This is a genomic window from Streptomyces sparsogenes subsp. cuspidosporus (genome assembly GCF_039532705.1).
Classification (GTDB): domain Bacteria; phylum Actinomycetota; class Actinomycetes; order Streptomycetales; family Streptomycetaceae; genus Streptomyces; species Streptomyces sparsogenes.
In genome coordinates this window covers 17,457-35,869 of sequence record NZ_BAAASD010000009.1, presented here as the reverse complement: position 1 = coordinate 35,869, position 18,413 = coordinate 17,457, and the positions used below count along the sequence as shown (strand labels likewise).

Sequence of the window (18,413 nt, the reverse complement as noted above, 5' to 3'; positions counted from 1 at the left end):
ACCGGAGTGGGCGTCAGGTGGCGCCTCCGGCGTGCCACCAGGAGGCGTACGGGACGCGTCCGAGGGGTGGACGGGAGTAGTTGACCTTGGGTTCCGGGGCGTGGTTGAGTACGCCGCGTGACTGACGCCCGGTTGCCGCGCTTCTGGCGGAGGGTCCATGTGGACCTCGTCCGCTACGCGGGCTGCGTCTGTTGCCCCTCCTGTTGATCGACTTCTTTCCCGCGCGGCTCGGACCGCGCCCCTTTGCGATCACTCAGGACGGTCTCCGTGCCCGACACAAGCACTTCCTCGCCCACCCTGCCCGCGGGTTCCGCCCGGCCCTCCGGCGACGCCGCGCCCACCCCGGCGGAACTCCTGGAATTCGTCCGCCGGACGGCGGCCGACACCGCCCTCGTCGACTCGCTCCCCCTCGACCCGGAGGGCCGCACCTGGCTGCGGCTCGAGGGGCCGGGCGGCAGCGAGGCATGGCTGATCGGCTGGCCACCCGGCACCGGCACCGGCTGGCACGACCACGGCGGCTCGCACGGCGCGTTCGTGACGGCGGCCGGAGAGCTCTGGGAACAGTCACTCGCGGCGCGCCTGCCCACCGAGGGCTGGAAGACCCTGGAGCTGGCCGACGACGTCGACCGCGAGCGGCGGGTCGCCGCCGGACAGGGCCGCGCCTTCGGGCCGCACCACGTGCACGAGGTGCTCAACACCTCCACGGACCGGCACGCCGTGTCGGTGCACGCCTACTACCCGCCGCTGCCGCTGATCCGCCGGTACAGCCGCACCGGAGCGGTGCTGCGGCTGGAGCAGGTCGAGCGGCCGGCCGAATGGGAGTGACCCGGTGAGCGAGAAGCGGAGCATCGACGACCTGCTGGCCGAGGCCCGTGCCGGACTCGACCGCCTCGGGCCCGAGGAAGCCGCCGCGGCGCACGCCGAGGGCGGGCTGCTGGTGGACATACGGTACGCGGCGCTGCGGGAGAGGGACGGGACGATACCGGGGGCGCTGATCGTCGAGCGCAACGAACTGGAGTGGCGGCTCGACCCGCTGTGCGACCACCGGCTGCCGGAGGCCACCGACCACGGCCTGCGGGTCGTGGTGGTGTGCAACGAGGGGTACGCCTCCAGCCTCGCGGCGGTCTCGCTGCGACAGCTCGGGCTGTCCCGCGCCACGGACCTGGTGGGCGGCTTCCAGGCGTGGCGCGCGGCGGGCCTTCCGGTGCGCCCCCACTCCTGAGCGCCCCCGCCCGCAACCGACCGACCGGCCCCCGGACTTGAGCCTTTGCCGTTCCAGGGGGCCGGTGCGCGGTTCAGTCCTGGGTTCAGTCCTTGGCCGAGGCCAGGTCCACCGGCCGGGCCGACAGGGCCAGCCGCCCGGGCAGCACGGTCGCCGCGAAGGCCAGCAGCGCCGCGAGACCCAGCACGAGGGCGTAGGTGAGCGGGACGACGGTGGGCGCCGCGCCGCCGGTCATGCCGACGCTGAACGCGGTCAGGACGGCCAGCGCCGTCCCGGTGCCCAGGACGACCGCGATCAGCAGCAGGCCCGCCGTCTCGAGTCGCAGCATCCGCAGCACCTGGCGCCGCGTGGCCCCGGCCAGCCTGAGCTTCGCGAACTCCCGGCCGCGCTCGGCCGTGGACATGGCCAGGGTGTTGACGACGGCGATGGCGGTGAAGGCCACGATGAGGCCCATCGCGATGTAGTCGACCTCCGCGTTCGACCGGGCGGTCGCGGCGCGCAGTTCCTCCACCCGGTCCGGGTCGAGGACCCGGACCCCCGGGAAGCCCCGCACGGCCTTCGCCACCCGGGCCCGCGCGGCGTGGTCCGCGGCCACGAGCACCGACGAGGCCAGCGGATTGTCGACGTGCCGGGCCACCAGGTCGTGGGGCAGGGTCAGATCCCCGAAGCCCAGCCCGCGGGCGTAGACGGCGACGACCGTGAGCGTGGCGGGGGTGCCGTCCCCGAGGGTGAGCCGCAGCCTGCCGCCGGGGGCCAGTCCCAGGTCGTCGGCCGCGACCTCGCTGAGGGCCGCGGTGCCGGCACCGAAGCGGGCCAGGGAGCCCCGGGTGACGTCCGGGTCCCAGGTCCGGGTCAGGCCCTGGGGGGTCACGCCCTGCGCCTGGTACTTGTCGAGGCCGACGCGCACGGTGGTCCGCACCACCTCGGTGGCCGCCGTGACCCCCGGCGTCCGGCGGACCGCGGCGGCCGCCGCCCCGGGCACGCCGGGGCCCTGGGACGCGAGCGTCCAGTCGGCGCGGTTGCCGTCCCTGGCCTGACGCCGGGCGGCGTCGTCGAGCGTGGGATGGAGGAAGAGCACCGTCGCGGCCATGCCGATGAGCAGCACGAGCGGGGTGACGGCGGTGGCCATCCGGGTGGCGTTCCCCCGGAGGTTGGCGGTGGCCAGCCGGCCCCAGGGCCGTACCGCGCGCAGCGGCAGCGCGAGGACCGCCACCGCCGTACGGACGATCAGCGGGCCGAGCAGCGCGACGGCTCCGGCGAGGACGACGACGGCGAGGTAGGTGACGGGGGTCGAGGCGGGCTCGGTGTGCAGATGGCCGAGGAGCACGACCAGGACCACTCCGCCGGCCAGCAGCGCCAGTCCGGCCAGCGTCCGCCCCAGGGCCGGGCGGGGCCGCGGGGCCGCGGCCTCGGACAGGGCCTCGGCGGGCCGGATGCGGACGATCCGGCGGGCGGAGATCCGGGCCGCGGCCCAGGCGCCGAGCAGCGTGGTGGCCACGGCCGCGCCCATCGGGAAGAAGCCGACGGCCAGGTGCAAGGTGGCGGGGACGGCTCCCACCTCCACGAACCGGCCGTACAGCCAGTGGGCGAGGGGCAGTCCGGCGAGCGCGCCCAGGGCGCCCGCCACCAGGCCGACGAGCAGGGCCTCCCGGCCGAGCAGGCGGCGGATCTGGCGCGGGGTGGCGGCGATGGCGCGGAGCAGCGCGATCTCGCGGTGTCGCTGCTGGATGGAGAGCGCGAAGGTGCCGACCACGACGAGGACCGCGACCAGGAGCGAGGTGCCGCCCATGGCCCCGCCCATGCTGACCAGGCGGGTGCGGGCGGCCGCCGCGTCGGGGAATTCGGTGGGCCCGCGGTCGCCGCCGGTGTGGATCCGCGCCTTGGTGCCGGTCAGGGCCGTGGCGAGGTCGTGCTTCAACCGGGCGGGGTCGGTGCCCGGCTCGGGCAGTACGCCGATGGCGGCGACCCGGCCGGGGTGGGCGGCGAGCCGGGTGGCCTCGGAGTCGGTGAAGAACAGGCTGGTCTGCCGGCGCAGATCGCCGCCGGCCGGGGCGGCGATGCCGGTGACGCGGTAGGTGCGGGGGGCGGCGGTGGACTGGACGGTGAGCCGGTCACCGGGCTCGAGGCCGGCGCGGGCCGCGAGGGCGCGGTCGACGACGACGTCTCCGGCGAGGCGCGGGGCGCTGCCGCGGGTGAGGGCGAAGGGGGTCAGCGGCGCGGAGCTCCAGGCGTGGCCATAGGAGGGGGTGCCGTCGGGGCCGGACAGGACGCGGCCGTCGGGCGTCACCGCGTGGGCGGGGAAGGTGACTTCGGGGACCGCACGACGCACTCCGGGGACCCGCTGGACGGTGCGCACCGTCCCGTACGGCAGCCAGGCGTGCTCGGCGAGGGGCTTGGCCTTGTGCTTGACCTTCGTCTTGCCCTTCTTGTGCTTGACCGTGACCTGGTGCACGTACTGGTCGGCCGAGACGACGACGGGGGTCGCGGCATAGCGCTCGGTGGCGATGGAGCCGCGCAGGCCGGTCTCCAGCAGCACGCCGCAGGCGGTGATCAGCGCCGAGGCGCAGAAGAGGGCGAGCAGCGCGCCGATGAATCCGCCCTTGCGGGCGCGCAGGGTCCGTATCGCATAGCGCAACATCATGGCTCGCCGTGCGGTGTGCTCTGTCATGAGCGCACCATTCCACGGGGCCGGGGGCGGGGGCGCTCCGGCCGACCGGCCTCTTCAGGGTCGGGTTAACCCCCCTCTCCGGCAGGTCGGGGCCGCCGACCGCACCGGACTCACCCCTCGGGCAGATGCCGCTCCAGCAGCTCCGGGTCCTCCCCCTCCTCTTCCAGCGCGCGCCGCACCACTCGCAGCGCCAGCCCCTCCGCATAGCCCTTGCGCGCGAGCATCCCGGCCAGCCGGCGCAGCCTCTTCTCCCGGTCGAGGCCGCGGGTGGCCCTCAGCTTGCGCTCCACCAGCTCGCGGGCGGTGTGCTCCTCCTGCTCGGCGTCGAGCTGCCCGACGGCCTCGTCGATCAGCGCCGGGTCCACCCCCTTGGTGCGCAGCTCGCGCGCGAGCGCCCGGCGGGCGAGGCCCCGGCTGTGGTGGCGGGACTCCACCCAGGCGTCGGCGAACGCCGCGTCGTCGATCAGCCCCGCGTCCTCGAAGCGGGACAGCACCTCCTGCGCCACCTCGTCGGGGATGCCGCGGGTGCGCAGCGCGTCCGCGAGCTGTCGGCGGGTGCGCGGGGTCCCGGTGAGCAGGCGCAGGCAGATCGCCCGCGCCTGCTCCTCCGGGTCGCGCGGCGGCCCCTGCTCGGCCCTCGACGAGGAGGGGACGCCGCTGTCCGGGCCGGCCGGACGGCCTTGGCCGTCCGGCCAGTCGGTCCGCCGCGTCACGGTCAGCTCTTGGCCGTGGCGGCCTTGGCCGCCTTCGTTCCGGCCTTGGCCGCCGTGGCGGGCGCCGTCTTCACCGGCGCGGCGGCGGCCGCGGCCGGGGCGCCCGCGTCGGCGCCGGGCTCCACGGCCGGCTCCTCCCGCTTGACGCCGATGCCCAGCTTCTCCTTGATCTTCTTCTCGATCTCGTTGGCCAGGTCGGGGTTGTCCTTCAAAAAGTTCCGGGCGTTCTCCTTGCCCTGGCCGAGCTGGTCGCCCTCGTACGTGTACCAGGCGCCGGACTTGCGGATGAAGCCGTGCTCGACGCCCATGTCGATCAGGCCGCCCTCGCGGCTGATGCCCTGGCCGTACAGGATGTCGAACTCGGCCTGCTTGAAGGGCGGCGCGACCTTGTTCTTCACGACCTTGACGCGGGTGCGGTTGCCGACCGCTTCGGTGCCGTCCTTGAGCGTCTCGATGCGGCGGATGTCCAGGCGCACCGAGGCGTAGAACTTCAGCGCCCGGCCACCGGTCGTCGTCTCCGGGGAGCCGAACATGACGCCGACCTTCTCGCGGAGCTGGTTGATGAAGATCGCGGTGGTCTTGGACTGGTTGAGCGCGCCGGTGATCTTGCGGAGCGCCTGGCTCATCAGCCGGGCCTGGAGGCCGACGTGGGAGTCGCCCATCTCGCCCTCGATCTCCGCGCGCGGCACCAGGGCGGCGACGGAGTCGATGACGATGAGGTCGAGCGCGCCGGAGCGGATCAGCATGTCGGTGATCTCGAGCGCCTGCTCGCCGTTGTCCGGCTGGGAGAGGATCAGGGAGTCGGTGTCGACGCCCAGCTTCTGCGCGTAGTCCGGGTCGAGGGCGTGCTCCGCGTCCACGAAGGCGACCGTGCCTCCGGCCCGCTGGGCGTTGGCCACCGCGTGGAGGGTCAGGGTGGTCTTACCGGAGGACTCGGGACCGAAGACCTCCACCACACGGCCGCGCGGCAGGCCGCCGACGCCGAGGGCCACGTCGAGCGCCGTCGATCCGGTGGGGATGACCTCGACCGGCTCGTTCGGCCGCTCCCCCATGCGCATCACTGCGCCCTTGCCGAATTGCCGTTCAATCTGTGCGAGCGCGGCGTCGAGCGCCTTCTCGCGGTCGGTTCCTGCCATGGGTTCCACCCGGTTTGCTTGTGTCGATCGCTTCACGTCCACGACGCTAACGCCTGCCACTGACAAGCGGCCCGGACGTCCTCCGCCTGTGGATAACTCAGCCGAGATCCACCATGAGAATGGATGTTCGATTTTCGTGTCAACCGCGCCGCTTCAGCGCGTCGCGGGCCCGCGCGAGCGCCGACATGCCGCGCCGGCGCCGCGTCCGGCCCTGGACCCGCGGGTCGTCCGTCACGTCGTACCGCTTGATGTACGCGCCGAGGAACGCCTGCAGCGTCGCGGTCGCCGGGATCGCGATCAGCGCGCCCACCGCGCCCAGCAGGGCGGTGCCCGCGATGACCGAGCCGAAGGAGACGGCCGGGTGGATGTCCACGGTCCTGGCGGTGATGCGCGGCTGCAGCAGGTAGTTCTCGAACTGCTGGTAGACCACCACGAAGACCAGCACCCACAGCGCGTACCAGGGGTTGACGGTGAACGCGATGAGCATCGGCAGGGCGCCCGCCAGATAGGTGCCGATGGTCGGGATGAACTGCGAGATCAACCCCACCCAGACGGCCAGCGCCGGGGCGTACGGCACGCCCAGCCACTCCAGCAGCACGTAGTGCGCTATGCCGGAGATCAGCGCCATCAGGCCGCGCGAGTAGATGTAGCCGCCGGTCTTGGCGACCGCGATCTCCCAGGCGCGCAGCACCTCGGTCTGGCGGCTCGGCGGCAGCACCGAGCACAGGGCACGGCGCAGCCGGGGGCCGTCGGCGGCGAAGTAGAAGGCGAAGAGGGTCACGGTGAGGACCTTGAAGAGCCCCCCGAGCACCTGCGCCGAGACGTCCAGCACGTTGTTCGCGCTGTTCTTGACGTAGCTCTGCAGCCACTCGGAGTGGAGCAGGCTGTCCTGGATCTCGACCCGCGACAGCTCGGTGTGGAAGGTCTCGTTGATCCAGCTGACCACCTGGTCCAGATACTTCGGGAACTCCTCGACCATGGTCACGATCTGGTCGGCGAGCATCGAGCCGAGCAGGGTGAAGAACCCGGCGACGCCGATCAGGATGCCGAGGAAGACCAGCCCGGTGGCCAGCCCCCGGCGCACGCCGCGCGCCGCCATCCGGTCCACGGCCGGTTCGACGGCGAGCGCGAGGAAGAACGCTATGAGGATGTTGAGGAGCAGTCCGGTCAGCTGGTCGAAGGCCCAGGTGGCGAGGCGGAAACAGGCCACCAGGGCCAGCGCGAGCACCATGGCGCGCGGGAGCCAGCGCGGCATGCGCCCGTCGGGCCGCGCCTCGCGGGCGGCGGCGGCCTCGGGGGCGGCGGGGACGCCGTCGGCGTCGGGCGGGAGGGTCTCTTCTGCGGGGGCCACTGGGCAAGTGTGGCGTACATCCGGGGCGGACATCCGGCCACCCCGCGAGTCGGGGCCCGCGGAACGGCGGCCGCGCGGCGCCTGCTCGGCGCTTGTTCAGCCCTTGCTCACCGCTCGGATCAGCGCCTGTCAGCGCCTGTCAGCGCCTGCCCGTGCTTGTCCGTGCTTGTCAGCACTTGTCCGTGCGTGTCCGCGCTCGTCAGCGCCGGTCCGCCGGAATCTCCATCGCGCGGCAGACCCCGCGCCAGACGTCCTTGGCCTCCCAGCCGGCGTCCAGCGCCTGGTGCACGGTGCGGCCGCCGAGCTCCGACATCACATGGTCGCGCGCGAAGGAGTCGGCGTACCCCTCTCCGAAGTAGTCCGCCATCCGTCGCCAGAAGTCCGTCAACCGCATGCGACCAGTATCGCGCTCCTGGGGGTGCACTCCGGCGCGAGCCGCCGTGCGACAGCGCTTTCCGGCCTACGGTCGGCCCATGGACCGATCCGCAGCAGTCCCCTCCTCCCCGCTGGCCCGCGCCGAGCAGTTCGTATGGCTGACCGCCCGGGTGCTCGAGCAGCGCAGATTCGCGTACCACTTCCTGGGCGGGGGCGCCGACCCGGTCGAGACCGCGCTGACCGCGTACCTGGGGGACGACGGGGGCTACGGCCACGCCCTGGAGCCGGATCTGCGGGGCCCGCACAGCCGACCGCAGCACGCCGCGCACGCGCTGCGCGTCCTGGACGGGATCGGCCGCTGCGGGGGGCGGCGCGCGGAGGGCCTGTGCCGCTATCTGACGGAGATCACCACCCCGGACGGCGCGCTCCCGGCGCACCGCCCCGCGCCGCCGGGCAGCCCCGTGGCCTCCGGGGGGCCGGCGGCCTTCGGGGGCCCGATGGCGGACGGCCCGGCCGGGAACCTGCTCACCACCGGCCCGGTGGTGGGGCTGCTGCACCGCAACGACGTCTGGCATGCCTGGCTGTTCCGGGCCACCGACTTCTGCTGGGCGGCGGTCGCGGCGCTGGAGGAGCGCGCGGCGCCCCGTGCGGAGGAGGTCCTGGCGGCCGTCGCCTTCCTCGACGGCGCGCCGGACCGCTCCCGGGCGCTGGCGGCGGCGGAGCGGCTCGGCCGGCGGGTGCGCAAGCAGGGGCTGGTGGCGCTGGACCCCGAAGCCGCCCGGGCCACCCCGCCTCCGCACGGTCACCCCCCGGGCCGGCGGATCTTCGTCCACGAGGTGGCGCCCACTCCCGGCTCCACCGCCCGCGCGTGGTTCACCGACGCCGAAGTGGAGCGGTCGCTCGACTTCCTCGCGGACTCCCAGTGCGAGGACGGCGGCTGGCCCCTCCGCCGGAGCACCCGGGCGCCCGGGGCGGTCCTGGAGTCGCGGCCGATCGTGACCATCGAGGCCCTGCTGACGCTGCGCGCGTACGGCCGCGCCCTGTGAGGGAGCCCGCGGCTACAGCGCCCGTACGCCCGCGGTGACGGCCACCGCGACGGCGACCACCACCAGGAAGGGAGCGCGCGCCACCAAGGCGATCACGGCCGCGCCGAGCCCGGCGGCCCGCGCGTCGAGGACCAGGTGCCCGCCGTCGCCGAAGGTCTGCTGGGCGGTGAGGGCGGCCAGCAGCGCGACGGGGAGCAGCGCGGCCAGGCGCCGGACGAGCGGGCGCTCGAGCGCGCCGGCGGGCACCGACAGGCCCAGCAGTTTGACCAGGTAGCACCCGGCCGCGGTGACACCGATGGCGATCCAGGTGCTCAACGGTCCCTCCCCTCCCCGGTCGCGCGCCGGGCGCGCAGGCCGTGCGCGGCCAGCACGGCGGGCGCGGCGAGCGCCGCCACCAGGACGGGGACGCCGGCGGGCAGCACCGGCAGGCAGCCGAGGACGAGCAGGGCCCCGAGGCCGGCCGCGGCCCGCTCGACCGTGCCGCGGAGCATGGGGGCCAGCAGGGCGAGGAAGACCGCCGGGCCGGCGGCGTCCAGCCCCCAGGCGGCGGTGTCGCCGAGCGCGGACGCGCCGAGGGCGCCGATCAGCGTGGTGAGGTTCCACAGGACGTACAGGCTCAGGCCCGTGACGGTGAAGCCGAGCCGCGCTCTGCGCCGGTCCGGCTGCGCCAGGGCGACGGCGGAGGTCTCGTCGATGACCCACTGGGCGGCCAGGGGCCGCACCGAACGGGGCAGCGCGAGGAGGCCGGACAGCCGCAACCCGTAGAAGGCGTTGCGCACGCCCAGGAAGAACGCCCCCGCGGCGGCGGTGAGCGGATTGCCGCCCGCCGCCAGCGCGCCCACGAGGGCGAACTGCGAGGCGCCGGTGAAGACGAGGAGGCTGAGCGCGCAGGTCTGCGGGACGCTGAGGCCCGCGCCCGCCGACGTCACCCCGAAGGCGAAGCCGGAGAGCCCGACCGCGACCCCGACGCCCAGCGCGTCGCGGACCACGGCCGCGCTCGCCTTGGGCGCTCCGGGCGGGGAGTCGGTCACGGGCTCGGTTCCGGAGCCGCGGTCGGCTCCGGGACCGGCCCCGGAGCCGGTACGTATGTCGATCTGTTCTGCCACACTCCGCACGCTAGGAGACCGGACCGGATCCGGTCTTGTACGTTCTTGCACGCTCGCGCCGGTAGGCGCCCGGTGGCACTCCGACGATCCGGGTGAAGTGGCGGTTCAGATGGGGCTGATCGGTGAAGCCGACGGCGACAGCGGCCTCGGCCGGGGCGGCCCCGCCCTCGAGCAGGCGGCGCGCCCGGCGCACCCGCGCGTCGGTGAGCCAGGTGTACGGCGGCATGCCGTAGGCGGCGCGGAAGGCGCGCAGCAGGGCGAAGGGACCCGTACCGAGTTCGGCCGCCAGGGCCTCCAGGGTGGGCGGGTCCGCCATCCGCGCGTCGAGGATCTCGCGGGCGCGCACCGCCACCCGCGCGCCCGCGGTGCGCGCCGGACGTGCGGGGAGCGGGCCGCCGTGGCGCCGCAGCAGCCGGGCGACGGCGACGCGCAGCAGGCCGTCGGCGGCGAGCGCGTTGCCTTCCTCGGCCGCCCGGTGGACCTCGCTGATGAGGTGCGCGGCGTGTGCGTCCTCGACCAGGGCCTCGCGGAACCCGACGGTGCCGCGGACCGTGGTGGCCTCGGCCGCGATCTCGGCGATCACCGACGCGGAGGGGTAGAGCGTGGCGTAGGTCCAGCCCTCCGGGGCCCCGGCGCGCGCGGTGTGCGGCACCTCGGGGTTGATCATGACGACGGTGCCGGGGCCGGCCCGCTCGGTGCCGCCCGGCAGCCCGACCTCCTCCACCCCGCGGGTGACCGCGCCGAAGACGTACCCGTCGTGCGAGTGCAGGGGGAAGCTGTGGTCCACGTAGCGGGCCCGCAGCAGGTCGAGGCCCGGCAGCGCGGTCCAGCGCCAGTGCCGTGCCCACTCCGCCGACCGCCGTTTGGTGTCCATGGGGTCATTGTGCGCCGCTCCCCGGGGCCCTGACCTGCGGGTCCGCCCGTTGTCAGTGGCCCGGTGCACGATGGAGGGCATGGCAGGTCCAGCACTCGACGGTTTCTCCCCCGCGACCCGCGGATGGTTCACGGGCGCCTTCACCGCGCCCACGGCCGCCCAGGAGGGCGCCTGGCGGGCGATCGGCGAGGGCTCGGACGTGCTGGTCGTGGCTCCGACGGGCTCGGGCAAGACCCTGGCGGCCTTTCTCGCCGCCCTCGACCGGCTGGCCGGCACGCCCCCGCCGGCCGAGACCCGGAAGCGCTGCCGGGTGCTGTACGTCTCGCCGCTCAAGGCCCTGGCGGTGGATGTCGAGCGCAACCTCCGCAGCCCGCTCACCGGCATCCGCCAGGAGTCCGTCCGGCTCGGCCTGCCCGAGCCTGAGATCCGGGTGGGCGTGCGCTCCGGCGACACCCCGGCGGCCGAGCGCCGCGCGCTGGTCAGCCGGCCGCCGGACATCCTCATCACCACCCCCGAGTCGCTGTTCCTGATGCTCACCTCGTCCGCGCGGGAGGCGCTGCGCGGCGTGGAGACGGTGATCCTGGACGAGGTGCACGCCGTCGCCGGGACCAAGCGCGGGGCGCATCTCGCGCTCTCCCTGGAGCGGCTCGACGAGCTGCTGGCCCGCCCGGCCCGGCGGATCGGCCTGTCGGCCACGGTGCGGCCGGTGGACGAGGTGGCGCGGTTCCTCTCGCCGCGGCGCAGGGTGGAGATCGTCCAGCCGCCCTCGGGCAAGGAGTTCGACCTGTCGGTGGTGGTCCCGGTCGAGGACCTGGGCGAGCTGGGGGGCTCACCCGTCCAGGACGGGGACACGGGCGAGAAGCCGTCGATCTGGCCCCATGTGGAGGAGCGGATCGCCGATCTGGTGCAGGCCCACCGCTCGACCATCGTCTTCGCCAACTCCCGCCGCCTCGCCGAGCGCCTGTGCAACCGGCTCAACGAGATCGCGTACGAGCGGGCCACGGGCGAGGCGCTGCCCGAGGACCACTCCCCCGCCGAGCTGATGGCCGAGTCGGGGGCCGCCAAGGGGGCGCCCGCGCTGCTGGCCCGCGCGCACCACGGCTCGGTGTCCAAGGAGCAGCGGGCGCTGGTGGAGGAGGACCTGAAGGCGGGCCGGCTGCCCGCCGTGGTGGCCACCTCCAGCCTGGAGCTGGGCATCGACATGGGCGCGGTCGACCTCGTCGTCCAGGTCGAGTCGCCGCCCTCGGTGGCCTCCGGGCTGCAGCGGGTGGGCCGCGCCGGCCATCAGGTGGGGGCGGTCTCCACCGGTGTGGTCTTCCCGAAGTACCGCGGCGACCTGGTGCAGGCGGCCGTGGTCACCGAGCGGATGCGCGAGGGGGCCATCGAGTCGCTGCGGGTGCCCGCCAACCCGCTGGACGTGCTGGCCCAGCAGCTGGTCGCCATGGTGGCCGTGGACACCTGGGACGTGGACGAGCTGCTGGCCCTGGTGCGCCGCGCCGCGCCCTTCGCCGCGCTCCCGGAGTCCGCCTTCACCTCGGTCCTCGACATGCTCGCGGGCCGCTATCCCTCCGACGCCTTCGCCGAGCTGCGGCCGCGCCTGGTGTGGGACCGGGTGGCGGGCACCGTCACCGGGCGCCCGGGGGCGCAGCGGCTGGCCGTCACCTCGGGCGGCACGATCCCCGACCGCGGCCTGTTCGGGGTCTTCCTGGCGGGCTCGGACCCCAAGAAGGGCGGGGGCCGGGTCGGCGAGCTCGACGAGGAGATGGTCTACGAGTCGCGGGTGGGCGATGTGTTCACCCTCGGCACCACCTCGTGGCGGATCGAGGACATCACCCGCGACCGGGTCGTGGTCACCCCTGCCCCCGGCGTCCCCGGGCGCCTCCCGTTCTGGAAGGGCGACCAGCTGGGCCGCCCGCTGGAGCTGGGCCGCGCGCTGGGCGCGTTCCTCCGCGAGGTCGGCGGCCTGGCCCCGGAGGCGGCCCGGGAGCGGCTGCTGGCCGCGGGACTCGACACCTGGGCCGCGGACAATGTGCTGGCGTATCTGGACGAGCAGCGCCGCGCCTGCGGCCATGTGCCGGACGACCGCACGATCGTCGTGGAGCGCTTCCGGGACGAGCTGGGCGACTGGCGCGTCGTCATCCACTCCCCCTTCGGCGCGCAGGTCCACGCGCCCTGGGCGCTGGCACTGGGCGCGCGCCTGGCCGAGCGGTTCGGTCTCGATGCGCAGGCGATGCACGCGGACGACGGCATCGTGCTCCGCCTGCCCGACGCGGACCTGATGGGCCTGGACCTGCTGGACGGCGACCCGATGGCCCCCGGGCGGGAGTACGACGCCGAGCAATCCCCCGTCGGGGCGGCCGATGTCGCCTTCGACAAGGACGAGGTCGGCCAGATCGTCACCGACCAGGTCGGCGGCTCGGCGCTGTTCGCCTCCCGCTTCCGCGAGTGCGCCGCCCGCGCCCTGCTGCTGCCCCGCCGCGACCCGGGCAAGCGCACCCCCTTGTGGCAGCAGCGCCAGCGGGCCGCGCAGCTCCTCCAGGTGGCGAGCGAGTTCGGTTCGTTCCCGATCGTGCTCGAAGCCGTCCGCGAATGTCTGCAGGACGTCTTCGACGTACCGGGCCTGACCGAGCTGATGGGCGACATCGAGTCCCGCCGGGTCCGGCTGGTGGAGGTGACCACCCCCGAGCCCTCCCCGTTCGCCCGCTCGCTGCTCTTCGGCTATGTGGCGCAGTTCCTGTACGAGGGCGACTCGCCGCTGGCCGAGCGCCGGGCCGCGGCGCTCTCCCTGGACTCCCGGCTGCTGGCGGAGCTCCTCGGCCAGGCCGAGCTGCGGGAGCTGCTCGACGCGGATGTGCTGGCCGAGCTGGAGCGCGAGCTGCAGTGGCTCACCGACGACCGGCGGATCAAGGACGTCGAGGGCGTCGCCGACCTGCTGCGCGTCCTCGGCCCGCTCACCGACGCCGAGCTGTCCGAGCGCGGCGCCGAGGCCGCGTGGGCGCCGGAGCTGGCGGCGGCCCGCCGCGCCCTCCGCGTCCGGATCGCCGGGCAGGAGCACTGGGCGGCCGTCGAGGACGCGGGGCGGCTGCGGGACGCGCTGGGCACCGCGCTCCCCGTGGGGGTGCCCGAGGCGTTCACCGAGCCGGTCAAGGACCCGCTCGGCGATCTTCTGGCCCGCTTCGCCCGCACCCACGGCCCCTTCACCTCCGCCCAGGCGGCGGCCCGCTTCGGCCTGGGCACCGCGGTCACCGAGGGGGCGCTGCACGGCCTCGCGGCGAGCGGCCGCATCGTCCAGGGCGAGTTCGCCCCCGCCGGGGCCGGCCAGGAGTGGTGCGACGCCGCCGTGCTGCGCCGGCTGCGCCGCCGCTCCCTGGCCGCGCTGCGCCATGAGCTGGAGCCCGTCCCGCCGGCCGCGCTGGCCGCCTTCCTCCCCCGCTGGCAGCACCTGGGCACGCACAGCCTGCGCGGGATCGACGGCCTGGTGCGCGCCGTCGAGCAGCTCCAGGGCGCCCCGGTGCCCGCCTCGGCCCTGGAGAAGCTGGTCCTGCCCTCCCGGGTCAGCGACTACACCCCCACCATGCTGGACGAGCTCACCGCGAGCGGGGAGGTCGTGTGGGCCGGGGCGGGCGCCCTGCCCGGCAAGGACGGCTGGGTCACCCTCCATCTCGCCGAGTCCGCTCCGCTGCTGCTCCACGCCCCGCACCCGCTGGAGATCGGCCCCCTCCACCAGGCGGTACTGGACGCGCTGGCCGGCGGCTACGGGCTGTTCTTCCGCCAGATCGCCGAGCAGGTCCGAGCCGCCGGACACGACGTGCAGGACCCGCGGCTCGCGGAGGCCGTCTGGGACCTGGCCTGGTCCGGCCGGCTCACCGGCGACACCCTCGCCCCGCTGCGCGCCCTGATGGGCTCGGGCCGTACGGCCGGCTCCACCGCCCACCGCGCCAGGCGCGCGGTCCCCCGGGGCCGTTACGGCGGCCTGACCGCCCGCCCCACCGCCTCGCGGAACGGACCGCCCACCGTGGCGGGCCGCTGGTCCCTGCTCCCCGAGCGCGAGCCCGAGCCCACCCACCGCGCCCACGCGCTGGCCCGCACGCTACTGGACCGCCATGGCGTGGTCACCCGCGGCGCGGTCGCCGCCGAGGGCGTCGAGGGCGGCTTCTCCGCCGCCTACCGGGTGCTGTCCGCCTTCGAGGACAACGGCCAGGCCCGCCGCGGCTATGTGGTCGAAGGGCTCGGCGCCGCCCAGTTCGCCATGGACGGCGCGGTCGACCGGCTCCGCGCCGCGGCCACGGCCCGCGAGACCGGCGACCCGGCCCGCCGCGCCGTCCTCCTCGCCGCCGCCGACCCGGCCAACGCGTACGGAGCGGCCCTCCCCTGGCCCGATCCGCCAGGGGACGCGACCCACCGGCCGGGCCGGAAGGCGGGCTCCCTGGTGGTCCTCGTCGACGGAGAGCTGACTCTCTACATGGAGCGCGGCGGCAAGACGCTCCTCGCCTGGCACGACGACGCCCGGCTCGACGCGGCGGCCGAGGCGCTCGCCCAGGCCGCGCGGGCGGGCTCGCTGGGCACGGTGACCGTCGAGCGGGTCAACGGGGCGGCGGCGCTGTCCTCCCCGACCGGGCGCGCCCTGGAAGCCGTCGGCTTCCACCCCACCCCCCGGGGCCTGCGCCTGCGCCCTTGACCGCCCCGGAATCCACGCGGCCGGCGTCCCGGGCCCCGGCCCGCCCCGCGCCGCCGGGCGGCATCATGGAGCCATGCCCGAGGGAGACACCGTCTGGCGGACGGCCCGCCGTCTGCACCAGGCCCTGGCCGACCGGCCGCTGACCGGCTGCGACCTGCGCGTCCCCCGGCTGGCCACGGTCGACCTCGCCGGGCGCCGGGTCATGGACGCCACCGCGCGCGGGAAGCACCTCCTCACCCGCATCGAGGGCGGCCTGACCCTCCACTCACATCTGCGGATGGACGGGGCGTGGCGGGTCTACGACCCCGGCGAGCGGTGGCGCGGCGGCCCGCTCCACCAGGTCCGCGCCGTCCTGTCCACCGCCGACCACACGGCCGTCGGCTACCGCCTCCCCGTCCTCGACCTGCTCCGCACCGCGGACGAGGACCGGGTCGTCGGACACCTGGGCCCCGATCTCCTCGGCCCCGACTGGGACCCTCAGGAGGCCCTGCGCCGGCTGCTCGCCGATCCCGCCCGCCCCGTCGGCGAGGCGCTGCTGGACCAGCGCAACCTGGCGGGGATCGGCAATGTGTACAAGTCGGAGCTGTGTTTCCTGATGCGCGTCTCCCCCTGGCTGCCCGTCGGCCAAGTGCCGTCCCCGCAGCGCCTGGTGGCGCTCGCCAAGAGACTGCTGGAGGCCAACAAGGCCCGTCCGGCGCGGATCACCACGGCCGAGTCGCGAGCCGACCGCCGGCTGTGGGTCTACGGCCGGGCGGGCAAGCCCTGTCTGCGCTGCGGCACGCCGGTGCGCACCGACGGCCTGGACCCCTCCGGCCAGGAGCGGCTCACCTACTGGTGCCCGGCCTGCCAACCGGACCCGGCCTCCCCGGCCGACCAGACTTATTGACGCTCCGTCAGATCCGGTCATACGGTCGCGCCATGACCGTCATCGCGTACGACCTCACCGGCCGCACCGCCCTGGTCACCGGCGCGGCCGGCGGAATAGGCCGGGCCGCCGCCCTCCTGCTCGCCGAGGCCGGCGCGACCGTCCACTGCGCGGACCTGGACGGGGCGGGGGCGCGCCGGACGGCCGAACGGATCAACGAGTCCGGGGGGAGCGCCCACCCCCACACCCTCGATGTCGCCGACCGGACCCAGGTCGCCGCCGCCGTGGCCGCCGTCCGCGCGGGAGGCAGGCTGGACATCATGGCGAATATCGCGGGGATCATGCACAGCAGCCCGGTCCTGGAGACGGCCGACTCCGACCTGGACCGGGTGCTCGCGGTCAACTTCAAAGGGGTGCTGTACGGCTGTCAGGAGGCCGCCCGCGCCATGATCGAGCAGGGCGGCGGAGGCAGCATCGTCACGATGGCCTCCGGCGCCATCGACACCGGGGCGCCCGGCCTGCTGTGCTACGGCGTCGCGAAGGCCGCCGTCGTGCAGCTCACCAAGACCCTCGCCACCGAGGTGGGCCGCCACGGCATCCGCGTCAACGCCGTCGCCCCCGGCTGGATCCGCACGCCGATGACCGAGCGCGGCAGTAGGGAGGAGCAGCGCCGGGCCGAAGAGCCGATGGCGCGGCGCGCTCCGCTGGGGCGGGTGGGGGAGCCGGCGGACGTCGCACACGCGGTGCTCCACCTGGCGTCCGACGCCTCATCGTTCACGACCGGCCAGATCCTGCGCCCGAACGGCGGCGTCGCCATGCCCTGGTGACCCCGGCCGCGACCCCGGCCCCGACCACAGGCGGCGCACCGCCCGCCCCGGGGAGGGGCCGCAATGAACCGGCAGCAGGCTCAATCCCCAGCCGCCGGCCGTGAACGCGCCCTCGACGGGCCCGGTCTGCTCCGGCGCGGCGGCCAGCCGTAACACCGCCCACCACCAGACGCCACCGAGCGCGAGCGCGAGCATCCACCGGACCGGTCCCCGGCGCCGCTTGTCGTGCCGTTTACCGGCTCCTCCCAGGGCTGCCATCGACTGCCTCCTTCGGCCGACGCTAGACGCCCGCTCACTCGCGGCGGGAGGGCGTACGGGAGGCTCACGGGCGCGTATCACACATCCCACGCCCCTTGAGCCTGCCGATCACGCCGCCCCCGACAAGGTCACGCCGCCCCCGCCCGCCCCGGGGCCGCCGCCGGCCCCGCCCGCACCGGGCTAGCGACCGTTGACGTTCTCCGCCTGGAACATCCAGTGGTGCTTCTCCAGGTCCCGCGTGAGCCCGATCAGAATGTCCTGCGTCACCGGATCGGGTTCGGCCGTGGCCTCGATGCGCTCCCTCATCCGGGTGATCACGGCCCCGAGGCCGGCCACCAGGGCCCGCACCGCGTCCGTGTCCTCGATCCAGCCGCTCTTGGCCGTCTCGATGCCGCTGGTCGCCGCCACGGTCGCGGCACGGCCGTCCGGCGGCACCCCCAGCGCCGAGGCGCGCTCCGCCACGGTGTCGGCGTGCGTCCTGGCGGTGGTGACGACCTCGTCGAGCTGCAGATGGACCGAACGGAAGCGCGGGCCGACGATGGTCCAGTGAACCTGCTTGCCCACGAGCGCCAGGTCGACGAGGTCGACGAGGGCGCCCTGCAGCGCATCACCGACGACCTTGAGGTTCTCCTCCGAGAGGGGGCTCTTCACCACAGACATCCATCTCCTCCTTTTCGACCTGTTGACTGACCTTTGAATGCGTTTTGAACCATTTGGGGCCTATTGAACCCCTCCCTCCACCTTCCCACGTGTGTCCCGCAAACAACCTGGCAAACGTCGAGCCCCGGTCGGTGGTACACCGACCGGGGCTCGAAAGCTCTGCGCTGTCAGGCTGCGACGACGACCGTCAGGCCGCCACGACGTCCACGGCCTCCGTAGGCGCCTTGATGGTCACCCGCTCCTCCGGGACACCCGTCACGGACGTCACGGAAACCGAATTGAGCATGGGCCGCATGGGTGCGGGCACCTTCTCGCTCGCCGCTGTCGACTCCGCGAGCTCCGCGAGCGACAACTCGTCGCTCACCTCTCGCATGACCTGGGACATCCTGACGTCCAGCGCGTCGCAGATCGCGGACAGCAGCTCGGAGGAAGCCTCCTTCTGGCCGCGCTCCACCTCTGAGAGATAGCCGAGGGACACCCGGGCGGAGGAGGACACCTCGCGCAGGGTACGGCCCTGGCGCTGGCGCTGCCGGCGCAGCACGTCACCCAGCAGGCGACGGAGCAGAATCATCGCTGGCTCCCTCCTCGGACCTCGGATCCGGATCCTTCACGCCCCACCGTACCGCCTCTTGCT

At 74.7% G+C, this 18,413-nt stretch carries 16 protein-coding genes and 1 pseudogene; 7 read left to right on the top strand and 10 right to left on the bottom strand.

Annotated features, from left to right (window positions below; all coding sequences use genetic code 11):
• The first annotated feature begins 117 nt into the window (after positions 1 to 117).
• From ABFY07_RS43135 to ABFY07_RS13795, 3 genes are read left to right on the top strand one after another with little or no spacing between them, the layout of a single operon-like run.
• The gene (locus ABFY07_RS43135) at positions 118 to 207 is read left to right on the top strand and encodes a putative leader peptide (protein WP_352140523.1); all 90 of its coding nucleotides are present in this window, start codon (positions 118 to 120) and stop codon (positions 205 to 207) included.
• Positions 208 to 267: 60 nt separating this feature from the next.
• Positions 268 to 825, top strand: a complete 558-nt coding sequence (locus tag ABFY07_RS13800; protein ID WP_428836922.1) for a cupin domain-containing protein — start codon at positions 268 to 270, stop codon at positions 823 to 825.
• A 4-nt stretch (positions 826 to 829) separates the two neighbouring features.
• Positions 830 to 1,222: a rhodanese-like domain-containing protein gene (locus ABFY07_RS13795; protein ID WP_346174776.1), complete on the top strand. Its 393-nt coding sequence runs from the start codon at positions 830 to 832 to the stop codon at positions 1,220 to 1,222.
• 85 nt (positions 1,223 to 1,307) lie between these two features.
• Here ABFY07_RS13795 and ABFY07_RS13790 read toward each other — a convergent pair whose 3' ends face one another.
• From ABFY07_RS13790 to ABFY07_RS13770, 5 genes and pseudogenes are all read right to left on the bottom strand, one after another.
• Positions 1,308 to 3,863 carry an FtsX-like permease family protein gene (locus ABFY07_RS13790; RefSeq protein ID WP_346174910.1) on the bottom strand — a complete coding sequence of 852 codons (2,556 nt, stop codon included), beginning with the start codon at positions 3,861 to 3,863 and terminating at the stop codon, positions 1,308 to 1,310.
• 137 nt (positions 3,864 to 4,000) lie between these two features.
• Positions 4,001 to 4,723: pseudogene (recX, locus tag ABFY07_RS13785) on the bottom strand (recombination regulator RecX); the annotation flags it as partial.
• Positions 4,606 to 5,739, bottom strand: a complete 1,134-nt coding sequence (gene recA / locus ABFY07_RS13780; RefSeq protein ID WP_346174775.1) for a recombinase RecA — start codon at positions 5,737 to 5,739, stop codon at positions 4,606 to 4,608. The pseudogene recX and the gene recA, both read right to left, overlap by 118 nt.
• A gap of 139 nt (positions 5,740 to 5,878) precedes the next feature.
• Complete coding sequence (locus tag ABFY07_RS13775; protein WP_346174774.1) at positions 5,879 to 7,090, bottom strand: AI-2E family transporter; 1,212 nt, start codon at positions 7,088 to 7,090, stop codon at positions 5,879 to 5,881.
• Between the two features lie 199 nt (positions 7,091 to 7,289).
• A complete protein-coding gene (locus ABFY07_RS13770) occupies positions 7,290 to 7,484 on the bottom strand; it encodes a DUF3046 domain-containing protein (RefSeq protein ID WP_065965318.1) in 195 nt (64 codons plus the stop codon).
• Between the two features lie 79 nt (positions 7,485 to 7,563).
• Here ABFY07_RS13770 and ABFY07_RS13765 point away from each other — a divergent pair, with 79 nt between their 5' ends.
• A complete protein-coding gene (locus tag ABFY07_RS13765) occupies positions 7,564 to 8,511 on the top strand; it encodes a hypothetical protein (protein WP_346174773.1) in 948 nt (315 codons plus the stop codon).
• A 12-nt stretch (positions 8,512 to 8,523) separates the two neighbouring features.
• Here ABFY07_RS13765 and ABFY07_RS13760 read toward each other — a convergent pair whose 3' ends face one another.
• The 3 genes from ABFY07_RS13760 to ABFY07_RS13750 all read right to left on the bottom strand — a co-directional run bounded on the left by ABFY07_RS13760 (position 8,524) and on the right by ABFY07_RS13750 (position 10,491).
• The gene (locus ABFY07_RS13760; protein ID WP_065965316.1) at positions 8,524 to 8,826 is read right to left on the bottom strand and encodes an AzlD domain-containing protein; all 303 of its coding nucleotides are present in this window, start codon (positions 8,824 to 8,826) and stop codon (positions 8,524 to 8,526) included.
• Positions 8,823 to 9,542: an AzlC family ABC transporter permease gene (locus tag ABFY07_RS13755; protein ID WP_346174909.1), complete on the bottom strand. Its 720-nt coding sequence runs from the start codon at positions 9,540 to 9,542 to the stop codon at positions 8,823 to 8,825. Before ABFY07_RS13755 ends, ABFY07_RS13760 begins: the two co-directional genes overlap by 4 nt.
• An 85-nt stretch (positions 9,543 to 9,627) precedes the next feature.
• Positions 9,628 to 10,491, bottom strand: coding sequence for an AraC family transcriptional regulator (locus ABFY07_RS13750; RefSeq protein ID WP_346174772.1), 864 nt, complete (start codon positions 10,489 to 10,491; stop codon positions 9,628 to 9,630).
• Between the two features lie 79 nt (positions 10,492 to 10,570).
• On the opposite strand from ABFY07_RS13750, the gene ABFY07_RS13745 reads away from it, so the two are divergent.
• The 3 genes from ABFY07_RS13745 (at position 10,571) to ABFY07_RS13735 (ending at position 16,861) form a co-directional block, all read left to right on the top strand.
• Entirely contained in the window at positions 10,571 to 15,169 is a 4,599-nt protein-coding gene (locus tag ABFY07_RS13745; protein ID WP_346174771.1) for an ATP-dependent helicase, read from the top strand.
• Between the two features lie 73 nt (positions 15,170 to 15,242).
• A complete protein-coding gene (locus tag ABFY07_RS13740; RefSeq protein WP_346174770.1) occupies positions 15,243 to 16,055 on the top strand; it encodes an Fpg/Nei family DNA glycosylase in 813 nt (270 codons plus the stop codon).
• A gap of 32 nt (positions 16,056 to 16,087) precedes the next feature.
• Positions 16,088 to 16,861 (top strand): SDR family NAD(P)-dependent oxidoreductase, encoded by a 774-nt coding sequence (locus ABFY07_RS13735; RefSeq protein ID WP_346174769.1) that lies wholly within the window; start codon positions 16,088 to 16,090, stop codon positions 16,859 to 16,861.
• Positions 16,862 to 17,299: 438 nt separating this feature from the next.
• Here the strand turns inward: ABFY07_RS13735 and ABFY07_RS13730 are convergent, their stop codons facing one another.
• The gene (locus tag ABFY07_RS13730) at positions 17,300 to 17,779 is read right to left on the bottom strand and encodes a Dps family protein (RefSeq protein ID WP_346174768.1); all 480 of its coding nucleotides are present in this window, start codon (positions 17,777 to 17,779) and stop codon (positions 17,300 to 17,302) included.
• Positions 17,780 to 17,966: 187 nt separating this feature from the next.
• Positions 17,967 to 18,350, bottom strand: coding sequence for a helix-turn-helix domain-containing protein (locus ABFY07_RS13725; protein WP_065965310.1), 384 nt, complete (start codon positions 18,348 to 18,350; stop codon positions 17,967 to 17,969).
• Positions 18,351 to 18,413: the final 63 nt, after the last annotated feature.